This window comes from Microbacterium sp. A94, assembly GCF_051842855.1.
Taxonomy (GTDB): Bacteria; Actinomycetota; Actinomycetes; order Actinomycetales; family Microbacteriaceae; genus Microbacterium.
On record NZ_JBPXMU010000004.1, the window covers coordinates 78,934 to 101,806 of the forward strand.

25 protein-coding genes and 1 tRNA gene are annotated in these 22,873 nt (G+C 65.2%); 13 read left to right on the forward strand and 13 right to left on the reverse strand.

The window, feature by feature from the left end; all coding sequences use genetic code 11:
• The first annotated feature begins 27 nt into the window (after nucleotides 1-27).
• Genes cysS through ACSU1L_RS11595 form a run of 3 tightly spaced genes read left to right on the forward strand, consistent with a single transcriptional unit; the run spans nucleotide 28 to nucleotide 3,142 of the window.
• Entirely contained in the window at nucleotides 28-1,431 is a 1,404-nt protein-coding gene (gene cysS, locus ACSU1L_RS11585) for a cysteine--tRNA ligase (protein ID WP_439255901.1), read from the forward strand.
• Nucleotides 1,424-2,452 carry a 23S rRNA (guanosine(2251)-2'-O)-methyltransferase RlmB gene (gene rlmB / locus ACSU1L_RS11590; RefSeq protein WP_438255456.1) on the forward strand — a complete coding sequence of 343 codons (1,029 nt, stop codon included), beginning with the start codon at nucleotides 1,424-1,426 and terminating at the stop codon, nucleotides 2,450-2,452. Before cysS ends, rlmB begins: the two co-directional genes overlap by 8 nt.
• Nucleotides 2,453-2,503: 51 nt before the next feature.
• A complete protein-coding gene (locus ACSU1L_RS11595) occupies nucleotides 2,504-3,142 on the forward strand; it encodes an NAD(P)-dependent oxidoreductase (RefSeq protein ID WP_439255902.1) in 639 nt (212 codons plus the stop codon).
• 103 nt (nucleotides 3,143-3,245) lie between these two features.
• Here ACSU1L_RS11595 and ACSU1L_RS11600 read toward each other — a convergent pair whose 3' ends face one another.
• Together ACSU1L_RS11600 and ACSU1L_RS11605 are read right to left on the reverse strand one after the other, a co-directional pair.
• Nucleotides 3,246-4,547 (reverse strand): DUF4032 domain-containing protein, encoded by a 1,302-nt coding sequence (locus tag ACSU1L_RS11600; protein WP_438254868.1) that lies wholly within the window; start codon nucleotides 4,545-4,547, stop codon nucleotides 3,246-3,248.
• Between the two features lie 67 nt (nucleotides 4,548-4,614).
• Nucleotides 4,615-5,721: an ABC transporter ATP-binding protein gene (locus tag ACSU1L_RS11605; protein ID WP_438254869.1), complete on the reverse strand. Its 1,107-nt coding sequence runs from the start codon at nucleotides 5,719-5,721 to the stop codon at nucleotides 4,615-4,617.
• Between the two features lie 214 nt (nucleotides 5,722-5,935).
• On the opposite strand from ACSU1L_RS11605, the gene ACSU1L_RS11610 reads away from it, so the two are divergent.
• Nucleotides 5,936-6,892, forward strand: a complete 957-nt coding sequence (locus ACSU1L_RS11610; protein WP_439255903.1) for a thioredoxin domain-containing protein — start codon at nucleotides 5,936-5,938, stop codon at nucleotides 6,890-6,892.
• A gap of 28 nt (nucleotides 6,893-6,920) precedes the next feature.
• Here the strand turns inward: ACSU1L_RS11610 and ACSU1L_RS11615 are convergent, their stop codons facing one another.
• A complete protein-coding gene (locus ACSU1L_RS11615; protein ID WP_439255904.1) occupies nucleotides 6,921-7,631 on the reverse strand; it encodes an AAA family ATPase in 711 nt (236 codons plus the stop codon).
• Between the two features lie 96 nt (nucleotides 7,632-7,727).
• Here ACSU1L_RS11615 and ACSU1L_RS11620 point away from each other — a divergent pair.
• Together ACSU1L_RS11620 and ACSU1L_RS11625 are read left to right on the forward strand one after the other, a co-directional pair.
• Nucleotides 7,728-7,803, forward strand: a tRNA-Thr gene (locus ACSU1L_RS11620).
• A gap of 141 nt (nucleotides 7,804-7,944) precedes the next feature.
• Nucleotides 7,945-8,511: a hypothetical protein gene (locus tag ACSU1L_RS11625; protein ID WP_439255905.1), complete on the forward strand. Its 567-nt coding sequence runs from the start codon at nucleotides 7,945-7,947 to the stop codon at nucleotides 8,509-8,511.
• A 1-nt stretch (nucleotide 8,512) separates the two neighbouring features.
• Here ACSU1L_RS11625 and ACSU1L_RS11630 read toward each other — a convergent pair whose 3' ends face one another.
• Complete coding sequence (locus tag ACSU1L_RS11630) at nucleotides 8,513-8,812, reverse strand: hypothetical protein (protein ID WP_439255906.1); 300 nt, start codon at nucleotides 8,810-8,812, stop codon at nucleotides 8,513-8,515.
• Between the two features lie 61 nt (nucleotides 8,813-8,873).
• Here ACSU1L_RS11630 and ACSU1L_RS11635 point away from each other — a divergent pair, with 61 nt between their 5' ends.
• Nucleotides 8,874-9,596, forward strand: coding sequence for a tyrosine-protein phosphatase (locus ACSU1L_RS11635; protein WP_439255907.1), 723 nt, complete (start codon nucleotides 8,874-8,876; stop codon nucleotides 9,594-9,596).
• A gap of 11 nt (nucleotides 9,597-9,607) precedes the next feature.
• Here the strand turns inward: ACSU1L_RS11635 and ACSU1L_RS11640 are convergent, their stop codons facing one another.
• Entirely contained in the window at nucleotides 9,608-10,264 is a 657-nt protein-coding gene (locus ACSU1L_RS11640; RefSeq protein WP_439255908.1) for an SOS response-associated peptidase family protein, read from the reverse strand.
• Nucleotides 10,265-10,320: 56 nt separating this feature from the next.
• On the opposite strand from ACSU1L_RS11640, the gene ACSU1L_RS11645 reads away from it, so the two are divergent.
• A complete protein-coding gene (locus tag ACSU1L_RS11645) occupies nucleotides 10,321-11,262 on the forward strand; it encodes a DMT family transporter (RefSeq protein WP_439255909.1) in 942 nt (313 codons plus the stop codon).
• 24 nt (nucleotides 11,263-11,286) lie between these two features.
• On the opposite strand, the gene ACSU1L_RS11650 is transcribed toward ACSU1L_RS11645, so the two are convergent.
• Nucleotides 11,287-11,844, reverse strand: coding sequence for a nitroreductase family protein (locus ACSU1L_RS11650; protein WP_439255910.1), 558 nt, complete (start codon nucleotides 11,842-11,844; stop codon nucleotides 11,287-11,289).
• A complete protein-coding gene (gene msrB / locus ACSU1L_RS11655) occupies nucleotides 11,841-12,251 on the reverse strand; it encodes a peptide-methionine (R)-S-oxide reductase MsrB (protein WP_439255911.1) in 411 nt (136 codons plus the stop codon). Before msrB ends, ACSU1L_RS11650 begins: the two co-directional genes overlap by 4 nt.
• 75 nt (nucleotides 12,252-12,326) lie before the next feature.
• Between msrB and ACSU1L_RS11660 the strand changes: the two genes are divergently transcribed.
• From ACSU1L_RS11660 to groL, 4 genes are all read left to right on the forward strand, one after another.
• A complete protein-coding gene (locus ACSU1L_RS11660) occupies nucleotides 12,327-13,319 on the forward strand; it encodes a DUF2332 family protein (RefSeq protein WP_439255912.1) in 993 nt (330 codons plus the stop codon).
• A 9-nt stretch (nucleotides 13,320-13,328) separates the two neighbouring features.
• Complete coding sequence (locus ACSU1L_RS11665) at nucleotides 13,329-13,586, forward strand: DUF3263 domain-containing protein (protein ID WP_438254883.1); 258 nt, start codon at nucleotides 13,329-13,331, stop codon at nucleotides 13,584-13,586.
• Nucleotides 13,587-13,644: 58 nt separating this feature from the next.
• Nucleotides 13,645-14,220 (forward strand): LytR C-terminal domain-containing protein, encoded by a 576-nt coding sequence (locus ACSU1L_RS11670; protein WP_439255913.1) that lies wholly within the window; start codon nucleotides 13,645-13,647, stop codon nucleotides 14,218-14,220.
• A gap of 109 nt (nucleotides 14,221-14,329) precedes the next feature.
• Complete coding sequence (groL, locus tag ACSU1L_RS11675; protein WP_438254885.1) at nucleotides 14,330-15,949, forward strand: chaperonin GroEL; 1,620 nt, start codon at nucleotides 14,330-14,332, stop codon at nucleotides 15,947-15,949.
• 99 nt (nucleotides 15,950-16,048) lie between these two features.
• On the opposite strand, the gene ACSU1L_RS11680 is transcribed toward groL, so the two are convergent.
• From ACSU1L_RS11680 to ACSU1L_RS11700, 5 genes are all read right to left on the reverse strand, one after another.
• Nucleotides 16,049-16,336, reverse strand: coding sequence for a WXG100 family type VII secretion target (locus ACSU1L_RS11680; protein ID WP_438254886.1), 288 nt, complete (start codon nucleotides 16,334-16,336; stop codon nucleotides 16,049-16,051).
• Between the two features lie 126 nt (nucleotides 16,337-16,462).
• A complete protein-coding gene (locus tag ACSU1L_RS11685) occupies nucleotides 16,463-18,175 on the reverse strand; it encodes a sensor histidine kinase (RefSeq protein WP_438254887.1) in 1,713 nt (570 codons plus the stop codon).
• Between the two features lie 18 nt (nucleotides 18,176-18,193).
• Complete coding sequence (locus ACSU1L_RS11690; RefSeq protein ID WP_438254889.1) at nucleotides 18,194-18,880, reverse strand: response regulator transcription factor; 687 nt, start codon at nucleotides 18,878-18,880, stop codon at nucleotides 18,194-18,196.
• Nucleotides 18,881-18,898: 18 nt separating this feature from the next.
• Nucleotides 18,899-19,594: a response regulator gene (locus ACSU1L_RS11695; protein WP_439255914.1), complete on the reverse strand. Its 696-nt coding sequence runs from the start codon at nucleotides 19,592-19,594 to the stop codon at nucleotides 18,899-18,901.
• Nucleotides 19,582-20,730: a sensor histidine kinase gene (locus ACSU1L_RS11700; protein ID WP_438254892.1), complete on the reverse strand. Its 1,149-nt coding sequence runs from the start codon at nucleotides 20,728-20,730 to the stop codon at nucleotides 19,582-19,584. The genes ACSU1L_RS11695 and ACSU1L_RS11700 overlap by 13 nt, the downstream gene beginning before the upstream one ends.
• 130 nt (nucleotides 20,731-20,860) lie before the next feature.
• Here ACSU1L_RS11700 and ACSU1L_RS11705 point away from each other — a divergent pair, with 130 nt between their 5' ends.
• The gene (locus tag ACSU1L_RS11705) at nucleotides 20,861-21,067 is read left to right on the forward strand and encodes a hypothetical protein (protein ID WP_439255915.1); all 207 of its coding nucleotides are present in this window, start codon (nucleotides 20,861-20,863) and stop codon (nucleotides 21,065-21,067) included.
• Nucleotides 21,068-21,221: 154 nt separating this feature from the next.
• On the opposite strand, the gene ACSU1L_RS11710 is transcribed toward ACSU1L_RS11705, so the two are convergent.
• A complete protein-coding gene (locus tag ACSU1L_RS11710) occupies nucleotides 21,222-22,865 on the reverse strand; it encodes a DNA repair helicase XPB (protein WP_438254893.1) in 1,644 nt (547 codons plus the stop codon).
• Between the last annotated feature and the right edge of the window lie 8 nt (nucleotides 22,866-22,873).

The following is a 22,873-nucleotide window of genomic DNA, read 5'->3' on the forward strand; positions in this document are numbered from 1 at the left end:
TCAGCGGCGCCCCGGTACGCTAGAGCAGTGACCCTCCGCCTTTACGACACCCGCGCTCAGCAGCTGCGCGACTTCGTGCCGCTCGACCCCGAGAACATCACGATGTACGTCTGCGGACCCACGGTGCAGTCGGGGCCACACATCGGGCATGTCCGCGCAGCACTGAGTTTTGACATTCTTCGTCGCTGGCTCGTGCGCAAGTACGGCCGGGTCACCTTCGTTCGCAACGTCACCGACATCGACGACAAAGTTCTCGTCAACGCAACGGATGCTGAACCGTGGTGGGCGCTGGCGTACCGGATGGAGCAGGAGTTCACGGCGGCCTATGCCGGTATCGGCATTCTTGCGCCGACGTACGAGCCTCGGGCAACAGCATCCATTCCGCAGATGCAGGAACTCATCACGACGCTCATCGAGCGAGGCCACGCCTACCCGGCGCCGGATGGCTCCGGTGACGTCTACTTCGATGTGCGCTCATGGAGTGCCTACGGTGCACTGACGCATCAAACGATCGATGCCATGGAAGCCGCCGAAGACGCGGACCCGCGCGGCAAGCGCAACCCGCAGGACTTCGCCCTGTGGAAGGGCTCGAAGCCCGGCGAGCCTACTGATGCGACCTGGCAGTCGCCCTGGGGAGCCGGCCGCCCGGGCTGGCACATCGAGTGCTCGGCCATGGCGAAGCGCTACCTCGGATCCGCCTTCGACATCCACGGCGGCGGTCTCGACCTGCGCTTCCCGCATCACGAGAACGAACTGGCGCAGTCGACTGCCGCCGGCGAAGAATTCGCGAGCTACTGGCTGCACAATGGGCTGGTCACCGTCGGCGGTCAGAAGATGTCGAAGTCGCTGGGGAACTTCACCCTCGCGGCTGACGTGCTCGCTGAGCATGACCCGCTCGTGATCCGGTACGCCCTCGCCGCCGCGCATTACCGGTCGAGCCTTGATCTGACGGCTTCGTCGTACGCCGAGGCAGAAGCTGCCCTCGGACGCATCCAGATGTTCCGTCAGCGTGTGCTTCGGGCAGCGGATGCCGATCCTGCCGTGTTGGTTCCAGGGACGCTTCCGGAGGCTTTCGCCATGGCGATGGACGATGATCTCGGCGTGCCGCAGGCGCTTGCCGCCGTGCATGAGGCGGTACGGGCCGGAAATTCGGCGCTGGACGCCGGTGACACCGCTGCAGCCGTTCAGGCAGCTGCAGCGCTCGCCGCAATGCTCGAGGTGCTCGGATTCGACGGCGCAATTGAAGCCGCCGCAGGAGGAGCCGAGGCATCCGCTCTCGACGCCCTCGTGCAGGCGATGATCACACAACGGGCTCAGGCACGAGCCGACAAAGACTGGGCGGCGGCGGATCGCATTCGAGACGCGATCGCGGCCGCAGGAATCACGCTGGAGGACACTCCGGCCGGAACTCATTGGAGTATTGATGGCTAAGCCACCTCGCCCCGGAGCGGGCAACAGCAAGAAGAAGGGTGCTCCCAAGGGCACCGGCGGACTCGGGCGCAAGTCGCTTGAGGGACGTGGACCGACGCCGAAGGCCGAGGACCGCGCCTGGCACGTCGCCGGCAAGCGCAAGGCGGCCAATGAGCGTTTTGCAGCGGCCGGCGGCAAGGCTCGTCCCGCAGCGGGTGCTGCACGGGGCGGACGCCCGGCATCGGGAAGTAACCCGAACCGCTCATCCAAGGCGAAGTCCGGCGATGACACCGAGAATGTGACCGGTCGTAACTCCGTCCTCGAGGCTCTGCGGGCGAAGATCCCGGCGACGGCGTTCTACATCGCCCAGCGCGTCGAGATGGATGACCGTGTCAAGGAGATGCTGTCGATCGCCACGAACCGCGGTATCCCCGTGATGGAGGTCACCCGTCAGGAGCTTGACCGGATGGCCGGCTTCGACGGCGTGCACCAGGGTGTCGCCATCAAGGTGCCGCCGTACGAATACGCGCACCCGCAGGATCTGCTCGAGAAGGTCATCGACCGGGGGGAGCTCCCGCTGTTCGTCGCGCTGGATGGCATCACCGACCCGCGCAACCTCGGAGCGATCATCCGCTCCACGGCTGCCTTCGGCGGCCATGGCATCATCCTGCCGCAGCGCCGCTCCGCCGGAGTGAACTCGGCGGCATGGAAGACGAGTGCAGGGGCTGCAGCACGCCTCCCCGTCGCCATGGCGACGAATCTCACCACGCAGCTGAAGGAATTCAAGAAACAGGGCGTTTTCGTCATCGGACTGGACGGTGGCGGCGACGTCTCGTTGCCGGCGCTCCAGCTTGCTGATCGCCCGGTGGTCATCGTCGTCGGCTCAGAGGGCAAGGGACTGTCGCGGCTCGTCACCGAGAACTGCGATCAGATCATCTCCATCCCGATCTCGGCTGCCACCGAGTCGCTGAACGCCGGTATCGCCGCATCGGTGGCGCTGTACCAGGTCGCCACTGCGCGAGCGCAGCAGGCCGCGGAATAAACCTTCGACGGCGGATGCTGTCCATGAAGCATCCGCTCAGAAGGAGAACACATGGCCCGCATCGCTGTCATCGGAGGAACCGGCTACGCCGGATCGAATATCGTCGCTGAGGCGGTGTCGCGCGGTCATTCGGTCGTCTCGGTGGCGCGTTCGGCCCCGGCTGAGCGCGTGGAGGGCGCGACATATCTCGAGGGCACGATCCTTGATGTTCCGACGCTCATGACGCAGATCGGTGAGGTCGATGTGGTCGTCCAAGCGCTTTCGCCGCGCGGGGACATGGTCGGTAAAGTTCGTCAGGCAACCGCTGAGCTGTTCGCGGCGCTGCCGGACAGCGTACGGCTCGGTGTGGTCGGCGGAGCGGGCGGAAGCCTGGTGGCGCCCGGTGGTGCACGCGTCATCGACTCTGGCTTCCCCGAAGAATTCAAGGCGGAGGCCTTCGAGGCGATTGGCGTGCTCGAGGATCTTCAAGCGGATGCCAGCGGCAAGGACTGGTTCTTCGTGCACCCCGCCGGCGGCTTCGGCGTCTGGAATCCGGGGGAGCGCACCGGGAGTTACCGCGACGGCGGCCCGGTGCTCGTGACCGATGAGGCGGGGGAGTCCTTCATCTCTGGCCGCGACCTCGGGGTGGCATTCGTCGACGAGATCGAAAACCCGAAGCACCACCGCGAGAACTTCGCCGTCGGGTACTGAAAACCGCGTTCGAGTGGGTAATTGTGGCTCGATTTTCTGCGAATTTCGAGCCACAGCTGCCCACTCGCAATGAACGGGAGGGGCTCTAGACCGGGGGGGGGGCTTAGACCAGGTCTCGCCAGTCGACCTCGTCGTCATCGGGCAGCAGCATGGTGCCGGTGACGACGGGGAGTGACATGGTCTCGGTCGGCGGGCCCATGATCGTCGCTTCGTCGCGGCGGTGCCGCAGCACCTCGTTGATGTACGAGGTCAGCACCTCAGCGAGCGGAACCGAACGGCCGCTCGCCTGCGAGAGATACCAGCGGTGCTCCAGCACCTGGTGGAATACCTCGGCAGGCTCGAGCTTCGCACGCAGATCGTAGGGGATGGCTCGGACCACGGGCTCGAACACACGCGTGAGCCATTCGTGGGCGAACATCTCCTCATCGACCCACTCCTTCTTCGAGCGTGCGCGGAATTCGTCCAGGTCGTTCAGTAGACGACGCGCCTGGTTCTCCTCGACATCGAGACCGGTGAGACGGATGAGGCGGCGCTGATGGTGCCCGGCATCCACCACCTTCGGCTGGATCTCGACCACCGTGCCGTCTGCCGTCGTCAACATCGACATCTCGTCGATATCGAAGCCCAGGGCGTTGAGGCGCTCGACCCGCTCGGTGATACGCCAGGTCTCGTTAGCGGAGAACGACTCCTCGGCGGTGAGGGCGGCCCACAGCGAGTGATACGACGACACGATGCCATCGGCGATGGCGACAGCATCCACACCATGCTCGAGCCGCCCACCGGCCGCAAGGTCCATGATCTCGCCGGCGATGTTGGTACGCGCAAGGTCGAGGTCGTACAGGCGCTGGCCTTCGGTGAGGCCTTCCTCATGCAGTTCGCCGGTCTCCGCATCCACGAGGTAGGCGGCGAAGGCGCCGGCGTCGCGGCGAAAGAGCGTATTGGACAGCGACACATCGCCCCAGTAGAAGCCGACGTTGTGCAGCCGCACCAGCAGCAGCGCGAGCGCATCCACCAATCGGGTGGCAGTGTCGGGCCGCAGCACGCGAGTGAACAGCGCGCGGTACGGCATGGAGAAGCGCAGGTGCGCGGTGACGAGGGCGGCCGGAAGCGGATCGCCCGCGGCATCCGATCGACCGGCGATCACGGCGACACGGTCGACACACGGCACGTCCAGGCGGGCGAGGTTGCCGAGCATGTCGTACTCGCGCTGTGCCATCTGCGCGGTGGTCTCCTTGATCGCCACGACACGACCGGACAGATCAGCGAAGCGCACAAGATGACGCGACAGACCCTTGGGGAGCGAGACGATCCGCTCGGAGGGCCATTTGGCGAGCGTTGTCGACCAGGGCAGCGCGAGCAACTCGGGGTTGATCTTGCTGGCGGTGATGCGCAGTGCGTCCTGCATGGTTCTCCCGGAGAAACGACGCGGCGCGGGCGACCCGAAGGTAGCCCGCGCCGCGTGTGTAACGAACTTACGAGGCCGAGATGACCGGCTTGTCGTTCAGGCGCAGACCAGACTCGAGGTCGAATGCGTGCACGTGACCGGCGGTTGCCGCGAGCGTGACCGTCTCGCCGGCGTTCGGGTGGTTACGTCCGTCGACGCGAGCGACGAGGTCGGCACGCTTGCCGTTGACGTCTGCGTGACCGTAGAGGTAGCCGTCAGCGCCGAGCTCCTCGACGAGGTCGATCGTGACCGAGAGGCCCTTGCCGTCGGCGGGGCCGACGACGATGTCCTCGGGGCGGACACCGACCGTGACCTGGCTGCCGTTCGCACGGCCGACGGTGTCGCGGTCGAGCGGAACAACCTCGGTACCGAACCGCACGCCACCCTCGGCGAGGTCGGCGGGGAACAGGTTCATCGCCGGCGAACCGATGAAGCCGGCGACGAAGAGGTTCTCGGGCTTCTCGTACAGGTCGCGAGGCGTGCCGACCTGCTGCAGCAGACCATCCTTGAGCACCGCGATGCGGTCGCCCATGGTGAGAGCCTCGGTCTGGTCGTGGGTGACGTAGACCGTGGTGACGCCGAGGCGGCGCTGGAGCGAAGCGATCTGCGTACGGGTCTGCACGCGCAGCTTGGCGTCAAGGTTCGACAGCGGCTCGTCCATGAGGAACACCTGCGGCTGGCGGACGATCGCACGGCCCATGGCGACGCGCTGACGCTGACCACCGGAGAGCGCCTTCGGCTTGCGGGTCAGGTACTCCTCGAGGTCGAGGAGCTTGGCTGCTTCCAGAACGCGGGAGGCGCGCTCTTCCTTGCCAACGCCGGCGATCTTGAGCGCGAAGCCCATGTTCTCGGCGACGGTCATGTGCGGGTACAGCGCGTAGTTCTGGAAGACCATGGCGATGTCACGGTCCTTCGGCGGCACGTCGGTGACGTCGCGGTCGCCGATGAGGATGCGGCCGTCGTTGACCTCTTCGAGGCCGGCGAGCATACGCAGCGAGGTGGACTTACCGCAGCCGGAAGGGCCGACGAGGACGAGGAATTCGCCGTCTGCAACCTCAAGGTTGAGCTTGTCAACTGCCGGGCGGGTGCCGCCGGGGTACAGTCGCGTGGCGTCATCGAAAGTTACGGATGCCATTGTTTTCTCCTTCACCGGCAGGTACGTGCCGGACGATCCGTTGTGATGGATGCGGTGGAAATGCCCACCGTGGCCCGTCATCGGGCCGAACTCAGTATGTCACGGATGGGCGTACCTGGGTGTTTCCCAGCCTGGCTGGTTAACATCGAAGACGGTCCTGCTTAGAGAAGCGGGCGTCGGGGATCCCGTCCCCACCAGACTTTCAAGAGGAACGATGTCGAGCGACGAAACGCCGAATGTCCCTACCCCTCGCAATTCTCGTGAGGCGGTTCGGGAGAAGGCTCAGCAGGTGCATGCCCAGCAGTCGAGGGCTCGCATCATGCGACGGATCATCATCGGTGCGGTCGCGATCGTCGCCGTCGGTGCCATCGGCACGGCGGTGACCATGGCCGTCACTTCGACGATCTCGAAGCCGACGATGAGCCCCAAGGGTATGACGAGCGACGGCATCGTCGTGCAGAACGTCATCGAGTCGGCGACCGAGCCTGTGCCTAGTGACCCGTCGGCCGAGCCCACGGAACAGGCCACGCCGGAGCCGAGTGCTTCGCTGGCCGCGGTTGATGTGCACATCTACGTCGACTATCTGTCTCCCGGGTCCGGCGAGTTCGAGCGCGCCAATGCCCGGCAGCTTGCTGGATGGATCAACGAGGGTGTCGCCACGGTGACGTATCACCCGGTGTCGATGCTCACCGCCAGCTCGAACGGCACGAAGTATTCGCTGCGCTCAGCGGCAGCGGCGGCCTGCGTTGCTACGCACTCCAGCGCGCAGTTCTACGCTTTCAACCACGAGTTGCTCATCGATCAGCCTGAGGTCGACAGCAACGGTTCAACCGATGTCGAGCTCGCCGATCTGGCAGTCGCCGTCGGCGCGGACAACCCGAAGGCTGTGCGCAACTGCATCGAAGATGCGGACTACGTCTCCTGGGCAAAGGAAGCAACGTCTCGTGCGTTGGCGGGACCCCTCGCCGGGTCTGACGACCTGGTGCTCACCAGCGCCCCGATGGTCGTCGTCAACGGCGAAGCGTACGTCGGTTCGCTGAAGGATCCGGCCGAGTTCTCGCAGTTCATGATCACGGTCGCAGCCGATTCGGATGCGACGCCGACACCTTCGCCGTCGACCACGGAAGAACCAGTCGAGACACCGGCTGCGGAAGAGACTCCGGCCAAGTAATCTCGATCACCGACTGGATCTGGATCGATCAGTCGAGGTGGCGCAGATAGCGCTCGGGTGAATCGAGGAACCCGCGCCAGGTTCGCACCAGGTCGAGGTCGTCGTACTCTGAGCGGCGCATTCCCCAGTCGCCGAGCTCGTAGCAGTCTGCGCCGGGAAATGCTGCGAGGATCGGCGAGTGCGTGGACAGGATGACTTGCGAGCCACGAGCGACGAAGTCACGCAACTGCCCGATCAATGCGAGGCATCCGGAGACGGAGAGCGCGGATTCGGGCTCGTCCAGCATCCACAGGCCCGTGATGTGCTCGCGTTCGGCGACAAGGTCTAGGAACGACTCTCCGTGACTGCGGGCATGCAAGCGATCGCCACCGAACCCGACTTCTTGGAGGTAGGTGTAGAAACCGTGCATGCTCTCCGCGCGCAGGAAGAAGCCCTTCTTCGGTGCTCCGCCGGCGCGGACCAGCTGCAAGTGCTCGCTGAGATTCGATTCAGTCGACCGGGTGGTGTGCATGGCGCCCGTCGAGCCGCCCTCAGGATTCAATCCGTAGGCGATGGCGATGGCTTCGACCAGTGTCGATTTGCCGCTGCCGTTCTCGCCGGTCAGAACCGTGACCGGGCCGAGCTCCCATCCGTTCTGCAGCACCTGCCTCACCGGAGGCAACGTCGCTGGCCATTCGTCTTGAGGGGCCGGTGCGAGAGGGTGCATCTCGACGCGGCGGATCGGTAGTCGCTGAATCACATCTCCAGTGTGCAGTGCGTCTCAGACATCGCGCGGTCAACTGTTGAGGTTTGGTGTCATAGAATTTGTAGTGCGGGATCGTTTCCGGTGCCGCATGCCGACTTAGCTCAGCTGGTAGAGCACCTGTCTTGTAAACAGGATGTCGCGAGTTCGAACCTCGCAGTCGGCTCCATGTAAACACCTGGTCCAATGGTTTATCAGCATCGTGTGCTGTTGCTCTGCCCGCCGCGGGTGAGGAACCCTGCTACCGTGAGCCACAGTTTGCCATCGCACGTCCGTGTCCTGGTGGCCTCGTGATTGGAACTGGATCAAGATGCCGCGCAACACAGTCACTTCCCTGTCCACAGTCATCGTCACTGGAATTGCCGCACTGCTCCTTGCCGGTTGTGGTTCACCGGCCAGCAATGAACCGGCATCGTCGGGCGCCGGCGCACAGTCAGACACCACCACCGCAAGCGACGAGAACGAAGCGGGTGCGTCCACCGCAAGCGACGAGGACGAAGCGGGAGCATCCAGCGCTCAGGGCGAAGCCGTACTGAGCTACGGCGACACTTCGTATTCCGCTCAGCTGGAGTTCTGCTCACTCAGCGGAACCGAGGACGCCCTGTTTCACGGCATGGCATACGACGATGCAGGAGAGCAAGTCGGGTATCTGAATGGCGACTTCGGTGCACTCACCGACCTCCCGCACGGCGAAGCACGCATCGACTTCGGGGCGACGGCCAAGTTGCAGAGCACCGATGAATTCGTCGCGATGGGGACCGTCGCAGGTCATATCGTGGTCGCTGACTTCAGCGACACCGACCTGATCGTCGTGGGCGGAGCGTGGGATCAGGCTGGCACGCAGCTTCCCACCGCAACGCTGAAGGTCACCTGCTGAGTCAGCTGCCGGTACCGGGCTTGCGCCCACGCCGCGGACGGTTGTGCCAGGCTTCGATCGCCTCGGGTGTGAGATCGTCGCGGTCCCACAAATAGCCGGAGACATTGCCGATCGGATCGATGAACGCATCGCTCGCCGCGGATGCTTCACCGGAATCGCGTCGGCGCATCGTCTGGCGCAACGACACCGGCGTCACGCCCATGAGCGCTGCGACTTCGTCGATGGTGGCATAGCGGGCAGCGAATCGCGGTTCGACGGTGCCGTCGCGCAGAGCGCGCGGACGCGGCTTCTCATCGGTCATGTCTCATCCTCCAGAGCCCCACGCTAGCCGACGGGTGCGTGGGCGCGGCTAGCATGGCCGCATGGATGTCGGGATCACACGGCTCAATGTGCCGGGCACGTTCAACTTCCGCGAGGTTGCTCCTGGGGTGCTGAAGCCGGGAGTGCTGTACCGCTCGGATGCGCTTCACCGTCTCACCCGCGTCGGACGAAGCACGCTGCGGGAGTTCGGCATCCGGCAGGTCATCGACCTGCGCTCAGGGTTCGACCGGCGAATCGGTGGGCGCGATCGTCTGCGCGGCACTGGCGTGGATTATCTCTCCGTTCCTATGGATGGTGCGCCGCCGAATGTCGACCCGAAGACGGTGACGCTGCGCGAGGTCTACGAAGTCGTGCTCGCCCGGCACCAGAACGATTTCGGCCGAGTGCTGCGCACCATCGCCGCGGCTGACGGCGCGACCCTCGTGCACTGCACAGCCGGCAAGGATCGCACCGGTCTGGTCGCAGCCCTCGCCCTGACGGCGATCGGGATCGATCGAGACGTGATCCTCGCCGATTATGCCGCGACAGCGGCGAATCTTTCGGGGGAGTGGACAGAGCGGATGCTGCGAAAGATACGACGCTTTCGCGTGCCGGTGACGGATCAGCTCGTCGAGGTTCTCGCTGGTTCACCGCCGACGCTGCTCAGCGGGGTGCTGGAGTGGATCGACAGCGAGTTCGGCAGTGTGCTCGGGTACCTCGACGAGGCCGGTGCCGATGCTGGCGTGCGCGAGCAGTTGAAGCGCGCGCTGCTGCCCGCGGCCTGAGGCTCCCGCCTTCAGAACAGCCGGTTGGCTGCGCCCTTGTCGCTCTTACGTGGAGTGACCGTCACCCGCTCATCGAGGGATGCCGCTGCGAGGAGTGCCTCATCGATGATCTCGCGACCGCCGTCGGCGTGCAGCCAGTCGTGCGCGAACGCGGTCGGGATGAGTACAGGCATCCGGTCGTGCACTTCGGCAAGATGATCAGCGGCCGGACGCATCACGATCGAATAGCAGGTGAATTCTTCACCATCGGCGGTGCGGCCGGGCTGCGTGACGGCGGCCACCCCGAACAGGGCGTCGTTGTCGAGGGCGAACTCTTGCCAGACGCGGTCGGGCTTGTGCATCTCGAACCAGCTGCTCATTGGCACGATTCCGCGGCCCTTCAACCCGCCGGGCCGCTCTTGCAGCCGTTCGGATCGCGTGTTGATGGACGGGAACTTCGCCGGTTCACCGCGGACAAGATACCCCCACCAAGATGCTTCCCACGCTGCGTCTCCATCGCGCGGCACGATCAGCGGATTCAAATTGCGCAGATTCTTGCCGGTCGGACGCACCGTCTCACCGGCGTTGCGCTCAGCCCAGACACGCAGACCGTCGAGGATGTCGGCGTCGGCCTCGGCCAGCAGCTCAGCGTCGGTGAACCGCGGATCCAACCCATAACTCGCGCACATGCGGCAAGAGTAGTCCCGCCCACGGACATTCGCTGCGACTCGGGTAGTGTGCTCGGGTGACTGAGACGCGGGCGCTCCCTGCCCCCATTGCCCTCGCAGGCGCAGCTTCCATCGGTGCGATGACCGCGATTCAGGCCCGGGTGAACGGTGTGCTGGGTGCGCGGATTGATGATGGGATCATCGCCGGTCTCATCTCGTTCAGCGTCGGACTCGTCGTCCTCATCGTCATTACCGCGACAGCGCCGCGCTCCCGGGCGAGCGTCGCTCGGCTGTGGCGAGGCGTTCGCTCGCGTTCGATTCCGGCATGGATGCTACTGGGCGGCGCCTGCGGCGCACTCACCGTCTCAACACAGGGCGTGACAGCCGGTGTCCTCGGTGTGTCGCTGTTCACCGTCGGAGTCGTCGCCGGGCAGACCATGAACGGTCTGGTGTTGGATCGTATCGGCTTCGGACCATCCGGAGTGGTCGCCGTCACCCCGGGACGGGTGCTTGGTGGCGCGCTGGCGCTGGTCGCCGTCGGCATCTCGCTCAGCGGAGACGTGCTGGCCCGCACGCCGCTGTGGTTGCTTCTGCTGCCTCTTGCCGCCGGCATCGGTATCGCGTGGCAGGTGGCGACGAACGGACGCCTCGCACGGCAGATCCAGTCTCCGATGACGGCAACCCTGATGAGCTTCATCACCGGAACCCTGGTGCTGTGCGTGGCCGCGGGGATCAGCATTCTGGTGCGCGGGATGCCGGCTGCTCTGCCCAGCGAACCGTGGCTGTACGTCGGCGGGTTGCTCGGGTTCGTGTACATCCTGCTGGGAGCTGTGATCGTCGCGCACACCGGTGTGCTGCTGCTCGGTCTCGGAGCCGTCCTCGGTCAGCTCGTCACCTCGGTCGTGATCGACCTGCTCTGGCCGACCACCGCGGGGCCGGCATTATGGCAGCTGGTGACGATGGTTCTGGTTGCGGTGGCATCCGTCGTGGTCGCCGTGCCGTGGCGCAGAAAACGGTGAGCGTTGTTTCTCGCGCTTCGCCGCTCAACGACCGGAGGTTGAAGCGGGGCGGGGGATCTCGGTGAGGAGCGCGGACGCGTCGACGCTCTTGCGGCGCCCCGGAGACTTGCCCGCGGGTTTGCCGCCGACGTACAGCCAGCCCAGCAGCTGTTCGTTCTTCTTCAAACCGTGAACCTTCGCGACCGGCTTCGAACGCGTGTGTCCGCCAGTGCGCCAGATGACGCCCCACCCGGCTTCATCCAGCAGCAGGCTGAGAGTATGCGCGACTCCTGAAGCGACTGCTTCCTGTTCCCAGTGCGGCACCTTGTCGCTCTTGCGGAAGCTCGCCACGACCGCAATCAGCAACGACGCCCGCAGTGGTTTGGTTGACGGTTTCGTGTCACCCTGCGCTTTCGCGATCGCTGCGCCCAGCGCCAACCGGTCGTCACCGCGCAGCTCGATCAGCCGCCACGGCTGCAACGCGGAATGATCAGCGACGCGCCCTGCTGCGGCAATCAGCGCCAGCAACTCTTGCCTGGTCGGCGCCTCTTCGGTGACTTTCGACCAAGACTGACGCGCCAGCGCCGCCTCGAGTGCGCTCACGCCTGGGGAGCTTCGGGAGAAAAGTTTAGCGCCAGCGAGTTCATGCAGTAACGGTCGCCGGTGGGCGTGCCGAATCCGTCCGGGAACACATGCCCGAGGTGCGAGCCGCAGGCGGCGCAGCGTACTTCGGTGCGCTGCATGCCCAGCGTGTTGTCTTCGATCAGCTGCACGGCATCCGGGCGGATCGATTCGTAGAAGCTCGGCCACCCGCATCCGGAATCGAACTTCGTACCGCTCTTGAACAGTTCCGCATCACAAGCGCCGCAGGTGTACAGCCCGGAGCGCTCCTCATCGAGCAGCTCGCCGGTCCACGCGCGCTCGGTCGCGGCTTTGCGCAATACCGAGAACTCCTCATCGCCGAGCTGCTCGCGCCACTCGGCATCCGTCTTCTTCACGCTGTAGTCCATCAGTCCTCCTGGTTCCTCTCCATTGTCCCCCTCACGAGGCCGATCGGGGCCGCTCCGGCACGCGAGAATGGACAGATGACGGATGCTGTGCGCGAACGCTACGACCGCTTCGCCCGTGATGAAGCGCCGGGCCGCTCCGCGCTGTACGAGCAGTGGGCGGCCGGGGTCGCCGGCGACGCCGAGGTTCAAGCAGTGCTCGCGCGCATCCCGGAGACGCACCGGCAACCGCCGCTGGTATTCGCCGTGACCCGGATGCTCGGGGTGAAACTCGACGGATTCGACCAGTGGCGGGAGTTTCTGCTCACGCACGCCGACGAGGTCGTCGCCGAATGCGCCGCGCGACGGGTGCAGACCAACGAACCACTGCGCCTGGCGCCGCTGTTGCCCGTGCTCTCCGAGATCGCGGGGCCGATCGCGCTGTTGGAGATCGGGGCATCCGCCGGTCTCTGCCTGTACCCCGATCGCTACTCGTATCGTTTCCTCGATGCCGCCGGACACGTACAAGCAGCGCTCGACCCTGCAGACGGGGCCTCCGAGGTCATCCTCACCAGTCAGGTGCGCGGACGCATGCCAGCGATGCGGATGCCGCAGATCGTCTGGCGGGCCGGAATCGACCTCGTTCCGCTCGACGCACGAGAGGAACGCGACCGCGCCTGGTTGCAGGCTCTCGTCTGGCCGGGCGAAACCGGACGTCAGGAGCGCATCGTCGCCGCTCTCGACATCGTGGCAGCGGATCCGCCCCTGCTGGTGGCGGGGGATGCCGTCGACGAGGTCGCTGCGCTCGCCGCATCCGCACCTGCCGAAGCGACGCTGGTGATCACCACGCCGGGCGTGCTTGTGCACATCCCGAGGCAGGCGCGGCAGGCGCTGATCGCTCAGCTGCAGCAGCTTCCGGCCCGGTGGATCACGATCGATGCCCCGGCGCTGCACGACGCCTGGAATCCGGCCGTCGACGCCGACGACTGGCCGGGATTCGTCGTCGCGCTGGACGGGCAGGTGCGCGGCGCAGCCGACCCATTGGGGCGCTGGTGGGAGTGGCGTGCCGCGTTCGGGGCGCACCGCGCCTAGCCTGGACGCATGCTCGGAGACCTCACCGATCGCGATCGTGCGATCCTCGCGCTGGAGTCGGCGTGGCCGCGGCACGGCGGAGCGAAGGAAGAAGCGATCCGCGCAAAGCTCGGTATGAGCCCGGCACGCTACTACCAATTGCTCGGACGCCTGATCGATACCGAGCAGGCGCTCGATCATGACCCGCTGCTCGTGCGGCGTTTGCGTCGGCTGCGCGAGAAAAAAGCAGACCAGCGGGTGTCGCGAATGCGTGGATTCGCCGGCTGAAGCGTCGCCGAACGGCATTGAGAGTGGATTCCAAGGCCGTGCCCGATAACATCGACGAGTGACTCAGCTCGTCAAAGATCGCTTCGATGATGTTCCCCGTTCCTCTGGACGCGTAGGAGCTCATCGCGCCGAAGCCCCCGGAATGAACGGCTGGGTCGTGCTGCTGTGGTCGCTCGTTGCCGCCCTCGTGATCATCGTGGTAGGCATCTTCGTCGCCCTCGTGATGATGGGCCGCATCGCGCTGTTCCCGGACGCGGATACTCCCGGACCGTCCGCGCCCGAGGTACAGGGTGTCGTTGATACGACGTATTCGGTGATCGTGCTCAATGCCACATCGGAGGAGGGCCTCGATGTGCAGCTGCGTGACACGCTGCTCAACGCGGGTTGGACCGCCGACGGCGTGACTACCGGACTAGCCGAATCTCCGGAGTTCGCGGACACGACGATTTACTACGCATCGACTGCGGATGAGCTCGCTGCAATCGGCCTGGCCGATCTCATCGGCGGGGCTCAGGTCGAACAGAGCGATTTTTACGCGGACCCGAATGACCCGGAGCAGAAGCAACTCGTTGTCGTCATCGGCCTCGACCGTACGGCCGCCGCTCCCGAGTCTGCGGAGACTCCCGCAGAATAGACGTCCCGTGGCTTGCACTCGATGGGGTCGAGTGCCAGAATGGGCGTTAGCACTCTCGCACTGTGAGTGCTAACCAGAACGTCTACGTCCAGGAGGGACGACAAAACTCATGGCAAAGATCATCGCTTTCGATGAGGAGGCCCGTCGCGGTCTCGAGCGCGGCCTGAACATCCTCGCCGACGCTGTCAAGGTGACCCTCGGCCCGCGCGGTCGCAACGTTGTTCTCGAGAAGAAGTGGGGCGCCCCCACGATCACGAACGACGGTGTGTCGATCGCCAAGGAGATCGAGCTGGACGACCCGTACGAGAAGATCGGCGCGGAGCTCGTCAAGGAGGTCGCCAAGAAGACCGACGACGTCGCAGGTGACGGAACCACCACCGCGACTGTCCTCGCTCAGGCACTTGTCCGCGAAGGCCTGCGCAACGTCGCAGCCGGTGCAGACCCGATCTCGCTCAAGCGCGGCATCGAGAAGGCTGTTGCGGCGATCACCGCGGAGCTGCTCGCCAGCGCCAAGGAGATCGACTCCAAGGAGCAGATCGCGGCTACCGCTTCGATCTCTGCTGCTGACACCGAGATCGGCGAACTCATCGCCGAGGCCATCGACAAGGTCGGCAAGGAAGGTGTCGTCACCGTTGAGGAGTCGCAGACCTTCGGCACCGAGCTTGAGCTCACCGAGGGCATGCGCTTCGACAAGGGCTACCTGAACCCGTACTTCGTGACGGATGCAGACCGCCAGGAAGCCGTGTTCGAGGAGCCGTACATCCTCATCGCGAACTCGAAGATCTCGAACATCAAGGATCTTCTCCCGATCGTCGACAAGGTGATCCAGGACGGCAAGGAGCTCGTCATCATCGCTGAGGACGTCGAGGGTGAAGCCCTCGCGACTCTGGTGCTGAACAAGATCCGCGGCATCTTCAAGTCGGCTGCCGTCAAGGCTCCCGGCTTCGGCGACCGTCGCAAGGCTCAGCTGCAGGACATCGCGATCCTCACCGGTGGACAGGTCATCACCGAAGAGGTCGGCCTCAAGCTCGAGAACACCACGCTCGACCTCCTGGGTCGTGCCCGCAAGGTCATCATCACCAAGGACGAGACCACCATCGTCGAGGGTGCTGGCGAGACCGAGCAGATCGAGGGTCGCGTGACCCAGATCCGCCGCGAGATCGAGAACACCGACAGCGACTACGACCGTGAGAAGCTCCAGGAGCGTCTTGCGAAGCTTGCTGGTGGCGTTGCGGTCATCAAGGCCGGAGCAGCAACCGAGGTCGAGCTCAAGGAGCGCAAGCACCGCATCGAGGACGCCGTTCGTAACGCGAAGGCAGCCGTCGAAGAGGGCATCGTCCCCGGTGGTGGCGTCGCGCTCATCCAGGCCGGCACCAAGGCGCTCGACACTCTCGAGCTCACCGGTGACGAGGCAACGGGCGCGAACATCGTGCGCGTGGCCATCTCGGCTCCGCTCAAGCAGATCGCGCTCAACGCCGGTCTCGAGCCCGGTGTCGTGTCGCACAAGGTCTCCGAGCTGCCCAGCGGTCACGGCCTCAACGCCGCAACCGGTGAGTACGTGGAGATGTTCGCCGCTGGCATCATCGACCCCGCCAAGGTGACGCGCTCGGCGCTGCAGAACGCAGCCTCGATCGCCGGCCTCTTCCTCACCACTGAGGTCGTTGTCGCTGACAAGCCCGAGAAGGCCGCCGCTCCTGCTGGCGACCCGACGGGTGGCATGGACTTCTAAGTCCACACGCACAGACAGAAGCGGGGGGGGGGGGGGGGGGGGGGGGGGGGGGNAAGCGCCCCGGCCTCGGCCGGGGCGCTTCTGCGTTGCGTCGAAGGGTCAGCGGAACAGGCTTGCCGAGTACTGATCGGCATCGGAGTACTGCGTTGCCGCAGAGCCCAGTGCCACTCCAATCGAATCCAGCACCTGCTCGACGTGCATCTGCGCGGCACTCCACTGATCGCTGCATCCTTGGAACGCGACCGATGCGGCGCCGGTCCAGGACGACTGCAACTGGGTGAGCTGCGCTTTCAATGCGAGCGACTCGCTGCGCAGTCGCTCCATCGTGGCTCGTGCTGCCGCGTTGGCGGCAAAGACGGCCTCAGTGTCAACGGTGTATACGGACATGGGAACTCCTCTCGTCGGAGCTCATACGCTACGAGAGAGCGGGACGGCGCAGGAGCGCGGAACCCGTGTTCGGTGGATGACCGCCGAGATCCCGCAGCTGTGCAGAAAGAGTCCCTGCTGCCCGGCTCAGAGCTGGTCGAGGTCCAAACGCTCCAGCGGTTGCGTGTCTGCCAGTAGGTGCTCCGGCGTCGCCTGCGCCGAAGCGAGCGGGAACGTCACGGTGAAGGTAGCGCCGCCCTGGGGGGTCTCGTCGACGCGCACGCTGCCGTGCAGCGCCGCCACGATCGACGACACGATCGCCAAGCCGAGGCCCGAGCCGCCGGTCTCCCTGGCGCGGGAGGTATCGGCGCGCCAGAAGCGCTCGAAGATCTGCTCGCGGATCTGCGGGGGGATGCCCTCACCATGATCGACGATCGCGATGCTTGCAGTACCAGCTAAACGATCCGAATCGACGACGAGCTCAATCGGGCTATCTTCTGCCGAGAACCGGCGCGCGTTGCCCAGTAGATTCGCGATGACCTGACGGATCTTGTTCTCTTCGCCCAAAACGATCGGCGGTGTCCGCACCGGGATGTCTTCGGCTTCCGTGAAGTCGATCTCGGGCATCGCCGGCCCGGAGTTGCGAGGCTTCCGGCGCAGTCGAGCGAGCGCGCTGGCCCGGGCTCGGGCTGCCGGAGTGCTGCTCGTCTGCGGGGAGGAGGGGGGGATGCGGATCGGCGTGGTGGCGACAGCATCCAGAGTCTTGTCGATGACGGTGATCGTCCGTCTCGGGGCGGCAGCACGTAGATCGAGGGCTGCGTCGCGGGCCACCGGCCGCAGATCCAGCGCCACGATCTGCAGTTCGGGTTCTTCGTCCAGGCGCGCGAGGGCGAGCAGATCCTCGACGAGCACGCCCATCCGGATCGCCTCCTTCTCGATGCGCTCCATCGCCCGAGCAGTGTCCTCGTCGCCGCGAATCGCTCCCATGCGGTACAGCTCGGCGTAGCCGCGCACGCTCACCAGCGGAGTGCGCAGCTCATGACTGGCGTCGCCGATGAAACGGCGCATATGACGCACGGTGCGGTCACGCTGAGCGATGGACTGATCAATGCGCTCGAGCATCGTATTGATCGCGAAGTTGAGCCGGCCGACCTCGGTGGACGGCTCCAGATCGGTAAGGCGCTGGCTGAAGTCGCCAGAGGCGATCAGCATTGCGGTGGACTCCACCTGCCCCAGCCGGCGGAACGTCAACGTGACGAGGCCGCGGATCAGGAGCGCGGCGATCAGCGTCGTGACGAGCGCGACGGTGGTGTAAACGGCGAAGTACTGCCCGATGATGGCATCCGCTTCTGCCAGCGGCAAAGCCACATATTGCACGTACAGCGTGGCGCCGGGGCCGCCGCGCCCGGCGACGGATGCGCGGAACACGCTGCCGTCCGCACTCTCCAGCGTGATGATCTCGCCCTCGAGCGCGTATGCCTGCTCCAGCGTGAAGGTCTCGGGAAACAGTGGTTGTGCTTCGGGGTCAGACAAGCGGGGCGCCTGTGCCAGCTGTGTGCCGTCGGCTGCGTAGACGGCGAAGACGTAATCGGACGAACGTGGTGCGGTCTCGGCGTCACTCACCTGCAGCTCTCCGCCGACAGCCTGAAGGTGGAACCACCGGCTGGTCAGATCGCTGGTCACCAGAGACGGCAGTTGCGTCTCGATGTTGTGGACCAGCGAATTGCGCAACAGCGGCACGGTGCCGATGCCGGCAACCAGCAATCCGAGCGCAAGGACAGCAACGGTGACGCCGGTGACCTTCGCGCGGAGGCTGATGCGCCGCCACCATCCGGTGATCGCGTCAGGCTGAGTGCCCATGCGGGTTCTCCTCGCGGACTACTTGCCCACCTTCAGCATGTAGCCGAAGCCGCGCTTGGTCTGGATAACAGATTCTTCGGTGAGCGGATCGATCTTGCGGCGCAGATAAGAGATGTAGCTTTCAACGATGCCGGCATCGCCGTTGAAGTCGTACTCCCACACGTGGTCGAGGATCTGAGCCTTCGACAGCACGCGGTTCGGGTTCAGCATGAGGTAGCGCAACAGCTTGAACTCGGTGGGGCTCAGCTCGATCGGCTCCTTGCCGACGAAGACATCGTGGGTGTCCTGGTCCATTGACAGCTCACCCGCACGAATGATCGACTCCTCATCCGCCTGCATGGTGCGGCGCAGAATCGCCTGTGCGCGGGCGACGATCTCATCGAGCGCGAAGGGCTTGGTGACGTAGTCGTCACCGCCGGCGTTCAACCCTTCGATCTTGTCCTGCGTATCGTCCTTCGCAGTGAGGAACAGGATCGGTGCGGTGAATCCTGCTCCGCGCAGGCGCTTGGTCACGCTGAACCCGTTCATATCCGGGAGCATGACATCGAGGATGATGAGGTCCGGCTCCTCTTCGAGGACAGCCGAGATCGTGGCCGCACCGTTTGCCACCGTCCTCACCTGGAATCCGGCGAAGCTTAAGCCTGTGGACAGCAGGTCGCGGATGTTCGGCTCGTCGTCGACCACCAGAATGCGCGCATCAGTCATGACCCCATTATGGTGACTTCAGTGATGTAGTGGCTGGTTATCTTGCGGAGCGCCCGATTTGTCATCCCCAGCTTCGTGCACACAGACGGCGATCTGCACGCGATTAGCCGCCGGAAGCTTGTCCATAATCCGGCCCACATGGGTCTTCACGGTCGCGAGGCTGAGGAACAGCTCACGAGCGATCTCGGCGTTGCTCAGACCGCGTGCGACCGCGCCTGCGACCTCCCGTTCACGGGTGGTGAGTGAACTGAGCCGGGCGTTCGCGAGTCGGCGCCGATCGGCGCCCCGACTGTCGGTGGCGGCGACTACCAGCTGGCGAGTGACTGAAGGGGAGAGCATCATCCGATCGTCTGCGACCTGATGCAACGCCGCGATCAGCTCCGCCGGCGGTGTGTCCTTGAGCAGGAAGCCCATCGCACCGCTCTCCAGTGCACTGAGCACTTCGGCGTCGGCGTCGAATGTCGTCAGCATGACGATGCGCGCATCGGGTCGCTCGGCGAGGATGCGTGCTGTCGCGCGGATGCCGTCGAGCCGAGGCATCCGGATGTCCATCAGCACCACATCGGGTCGCAGCCGAAGCGTCGCCTCGATCGCTGCTTCGCCGTCGGCTGCTTCACCGGCGATACGGATACGATCGCTGCCATCCAGCAGCAGGCGAAGGCCCGTGCGCACGAGCTGTTCGTCATCGACGAGCAGGACGCTCAACTCGGCCATGGCAGTACCACCTCGACTCGAAAGCATCCGTCCGTGTCGTCGATGATGAGCTCGCCGCCGGCCAGACGGACGCGTTCCGCGACGCCGGTGAGTCCGAAACCGGGCGGGGCGACGGGCGCGCCCACATGGTTCTGAGCGGACAGACGCACACCGGTGACGGCATCCGAGGTCAGCTGGAGGAAGACGCGCTCGCCAGGAGCGTGCTTGCGAGCATTGGTGAGCATCTCCTGCACGATCCGGAACAGATGACGGCCGAGCTCTGCCGGCACGGCGTCGGTCTCCAGCGCACTGATCACGATCGGGCTTCCTGCCGCGCGCGCATCGGCGATCAGCGTATGGATATCGGCAGCAACCGGCTGCGGAGCGCGCTCCGTGTCACCCGGAACTTCGTCGTGAAGAACCCCGAGCACATCACGCAGTTCCTCCAGAGCCCGGTGGGAGTTCTCGCGGATCACCCCGGCCGCCTCCGCAGACTGCTGTGGAGAAAGATCCCGGCGATACTCGAGCGCACCGGCGTGCACGGCGATGAGCGACAATCGGTGTCCCAGCACATCGTGCATCTCGCGAGCGATACGCGAGCGCTCTTGGGTGCGCGCCTGCTGTACCTGCGCTGTGTGCGCGGCGTCGGCCGCCTCATCCAGTTGCCGTCGTGCGCCGATCAGAAGGCCGAGCAGGACCAATGCACCCGTGAGGATTCCACCGATGATGAGCACCAGCCACCACGGTGTGCCGTCATCGAACGGGTGCACCGTGATGTCGATGCAGTTCACCGCGGTGTACAGCGTCGCGGCGACGATGATTTCCGACGGACGCCTGCGGGCGGAGACGAATACGAGGAGGGCAGCGGCAGCGCCAGCACCCAGCCAGGAGAACGCGGTCAACGCGATTCCCACTGCGGGAATGACCCGCGGGGCACGGCGGCGGAATGCGTACAGGCCGAGCACGACGATGCCGAGGGCCACATCGATCAGCATGCGGGCGCCGATCGCCGCCAGTTCCTGGCCGTTTGGATCGACGGGTTCCAATTCGATTCCGTAGCCGCCGACGAAGACCAGCATTCCGATGAATGCAGCGCAGGCCCAGCGCCAGAAGCCGCTCCACCAGCGCCCGCGTGCAGAAGACGAACGAGAGGCCACGTATTAAGACTAGGGGGCTGGTGCGAGGCGACGTATCGACCGAAAGGATGACCGATGGCGGTCACCGCCCGCTCTTTCGGTCGATGCGGATGCCGCGGTGGTGGGACGAAGATCGACATATCAACCCTGGTTGTTCGTCGCTCTGATGGTGCCGTTGATCCTGATGCTGCCTGCACTCGTCACGGTTACGACATCTGGGGCGGGCTCAGCGTCGGAGGGAGCCCCCGTCGACCTCATCGCATCCGTGATTACGATGATCGTGTATGCGCTTCTTGCTGATCGCTGGGCGCGCGTGCGAAGGCTCGCCCGCACAGCGCCGGCTGCGATGGCGGAGTAGCCTGACGGCATGATCGAGGAGGAGACGGGCGGTGACTCCGCCTGCTGGCTCGCACAGGTGTGCCCGGAGTGCGGGGCGATGCTGGACGATCGCGTCAGCCCGTGCTGGCGCTGCGGTACAGCGCCGGCGTCAGCCGACGATACGGAGTGACCGGCTAAGCCGCTTCCAGCGCGTCTGCGTCGAGGATCGTGTAGCTGTAGCCCTGCTCGGCAAGGAAGCGCTGGCGATTCTGCGCGTAATCCTGGTCGACGGTGTCGCGGGCGATGAGCGTGTAGAAGCTCGCGGTGTGACCGGACTGCTTCGGGCGCAGCAGGCGTCCGAGACGCTGAGCCTCTTCCTGGCGGGAGCCGAACGATCCCGAGACCTGGATCGCGACCGAGGCCTCAGGCAGATCGATCGAGAAGTTCGCGACCTTGGATACCACCAACAGTGAGATCTCGCCCGTACGGAACTGCTGGTACAGCTTCTCGCGGTCATCGACCGGGGTCGCCCCGGTGATCTGCGGGGCGTTCAGCGCATCAGAGAGCGTGTCGAGCTGGTCGAGATACTGGCCGATCACGAGAATGCGCTCGCCGGGGTGCTTGGCGATCAGCTCGCGAACCGCGTCGATCTTCGCCGGCGCAGAGGCTGCGAGCCGGTAGCGATCCTCATCCGTTGCGGCCGCGTACTCCATCCGGTCATCCGGCGGAAGATCCACCCGCACTTCGTAGCAGGCAGCCGGGGAGATGAATCCCTGCGCTTCAATCTGCTTCCAGGGTGCGTCAAAACGCTTCGGTCCGATCAGACTGAAGACATCGCCTTCGCGACCGTCTTCTCGTACGAGCGTGGCGGTGAGCCCGATGCGGCGGCGGGCCTGCAGATCGGCGGTGAGCTTGAACACCGGAGCCGGGAGCAGATGCACCTCGTCGTAGATGATGAGGCCCCAGTCCAGCTCGTCGAGAAGTGACAGGTGCGCGTACTGCCCCTTCCGCTTCGCCGTGAGGATCTGATACGTGGCGATCGTGACCGGTTTGACCTCTTTGACCTGCCCGGAGTACTCGCCGATCTCCTCGGGCGTGAGGGATGTGCGCTTGAGGAGCTCATCGCGCCACTGGCGTGCCGAAACCGTGTTCGTGACCAGGATCAGTGTGGTCGTCTTGGTCGTCGCCATCGCTCCCGCACCGACGATGGTCTTACCCGCTCCACAGGGGAGCACAACGACGCCGGAGCCGTCCTTGGCGAAGGCATCCACAGCATCCTGCTGGTAAGGGCGAATCTGCCAGCCGTCCTCGGCGAGCTCGATCTCATGCGGGGTGCCCGGCGTGTAACCGGCGAGATCCTCAGCCGGCCAGCCGATCTTGAGCAGCTCCTGCTTGATCTGACCGCGCGCCCAGGCGTCCACGATGAAGGTGTCAGGGGTCGGGTGGCCGATCAGAAGCGGCTGGATGCGCTTGTTGCCGGCGACCTGCGTGAGCACGGCCGGATCCGTCGATCGCAGCAGGAGAGTACCCTCGTCGTCGCGCTCGATCACGAGACGTCCGTACCGGTTCACCGTCTCGCGGAGGTCGACGGCCACGGATGGCGGTACGGGGAAGCGCGACCAGCGCTCCAGCGTCTCCATCATCTCTTCTGCGGTGTGGCCGGCTGCCCGCGCATTCCACAGTCCCAGACGAGTGATCCGGTAGGTGTGGATGTGCTCGGGAGCGCGCTCCAGCTCGGCGAAGATCGCCAGCTCGTGGCGGGCGCTCTCGGCGTCTGCGTGCGCGACTTCGAGCAGGACGGTGCGATCGCTCTGGACGATCAGTGGGCCATCAGACATAGCAGGCC

Coding starts and splice junctions, on each gene's coding strand:
- ACSU1L_RS11685 (WP_438254887.1), bottom strand. CDS start 18,175: ATGGGCACTCAGCCTGACGCGATCACCGGATGGTGGCGGCGCATCAGC.
- ACSU1L_RS11600 (WP_438254868.1), bottom strand. CDS start 4,547: ATGCAGGACGCACTGCGCATCACCGCCAGCAAGATCAACCCCGAGTTG.
- ACSU1L_RS11640 (WP_439255908.1), bottom strand. CDS start 10,264: ATGTGCGCGAGTTATGGGTTGGATCCGCGGTTCACCGACGCTGAGCTG.
- ACSU1L_RS11665 (WP_438254883.1), top strand. CDS start 13,329: ATGCTCGGAGACCTCACCGATCGCGATCGTGCGATCCTCGCGCTGGAG.
- ACSU1L_RS11625 (WP_439255905.1), top strand. CDS start 7,945: ATGCCGCGCAACACAGTCACTTCCCTGTCCACAGTCATCGTCACTGGA.
- ACSU1L_RS11635 (WP_439255907.1), top strand. CDS start 8,874: ATGGATGTCGGGATCACACGGCTCAATGTGCCGGGCACGTTCAACTTC.
- ACSU1L_RS11710 (WP_438254893.1), bottom strand. CDS start 22,865: ATGTCTGATGGCCCACTGATCGTCCAGAGCGATCGCACCGTCCTGCTC.
- msrB (WP_439255911.1), bottom strand. CDS start 12,251: ATGGACTACAGCGTGAAGAAGACGGATGCCGAGTGGCGCGAGCAGCTC.
- rlmB (WP_438255456.1), top strand. CDS start 1,424: ATGGCTAAGCCACCTCGCCCCGGAGCGGGCAACAGCAAGAAGAAGGGT.
- ACSU1L_RS11605 (WP_438254869.1), bottom strand. CDS start 5,721: ATGGCATCCGTAACTTTCGATGACGCCACGCGACTGTACCCCGGCGGC.
- ACSU1L_RS11610 (WP_439255903.1), top strand. CDS start 5,936: ATGTCGAGCGACGAAACGCCGAATGTCCCTACCCCTCGCAATTCTCGT.
- ACSU1L_RS11660 (WP_439255912.1), top strand. CDS start 12,327: ATGACGGATGCTGTGCGCGAACGCTACGACCGCTTCGCCCGTGATGAA.
- ACSU1L_RS11630 (WP_439255906.1), bottom strand. CDS start 8,812: ATGACCGATGAGAAGCCGCGTCCGCGCGCTCTGCGCGACGGCACCGTC.
- ACSU1L_RS11680 (WP_438254886.1), bottom strand. CDS start 16,336: ATGTCCGTATACACCGTTGACACTGAGGCCGTCTTTGCCGCCAACGCG.
- ACSU1L_RS11595 (WP_439255902.1), top strand. CDS start 2,504: ATGGCCCGCATCGCTGTCATCGGAGGAACCGGCTACGCCGGATCGAAT.
- ACSU1L_RS11695 (WP_439255914.1), bottom strand. CDS start 19,594: ATGGCCGAGTTGAGCGTCCTGCTCGTCGATGACGAACAGCTCGTGCGC.
- ACSU1L_RS11690 (WP_438254889.1), bottom strand. CDS start 18,880: ATGACTGATGCGCGCATTCTGGTGGTCGACGACGAGCCGAACATCCGC.
- groL (WP_438254885.1), top strand. CDS start 14,330: ATGGCAAAGATCATCGCTTTCGATGAGGAGGCCCGTCGCGGTCTCGAG.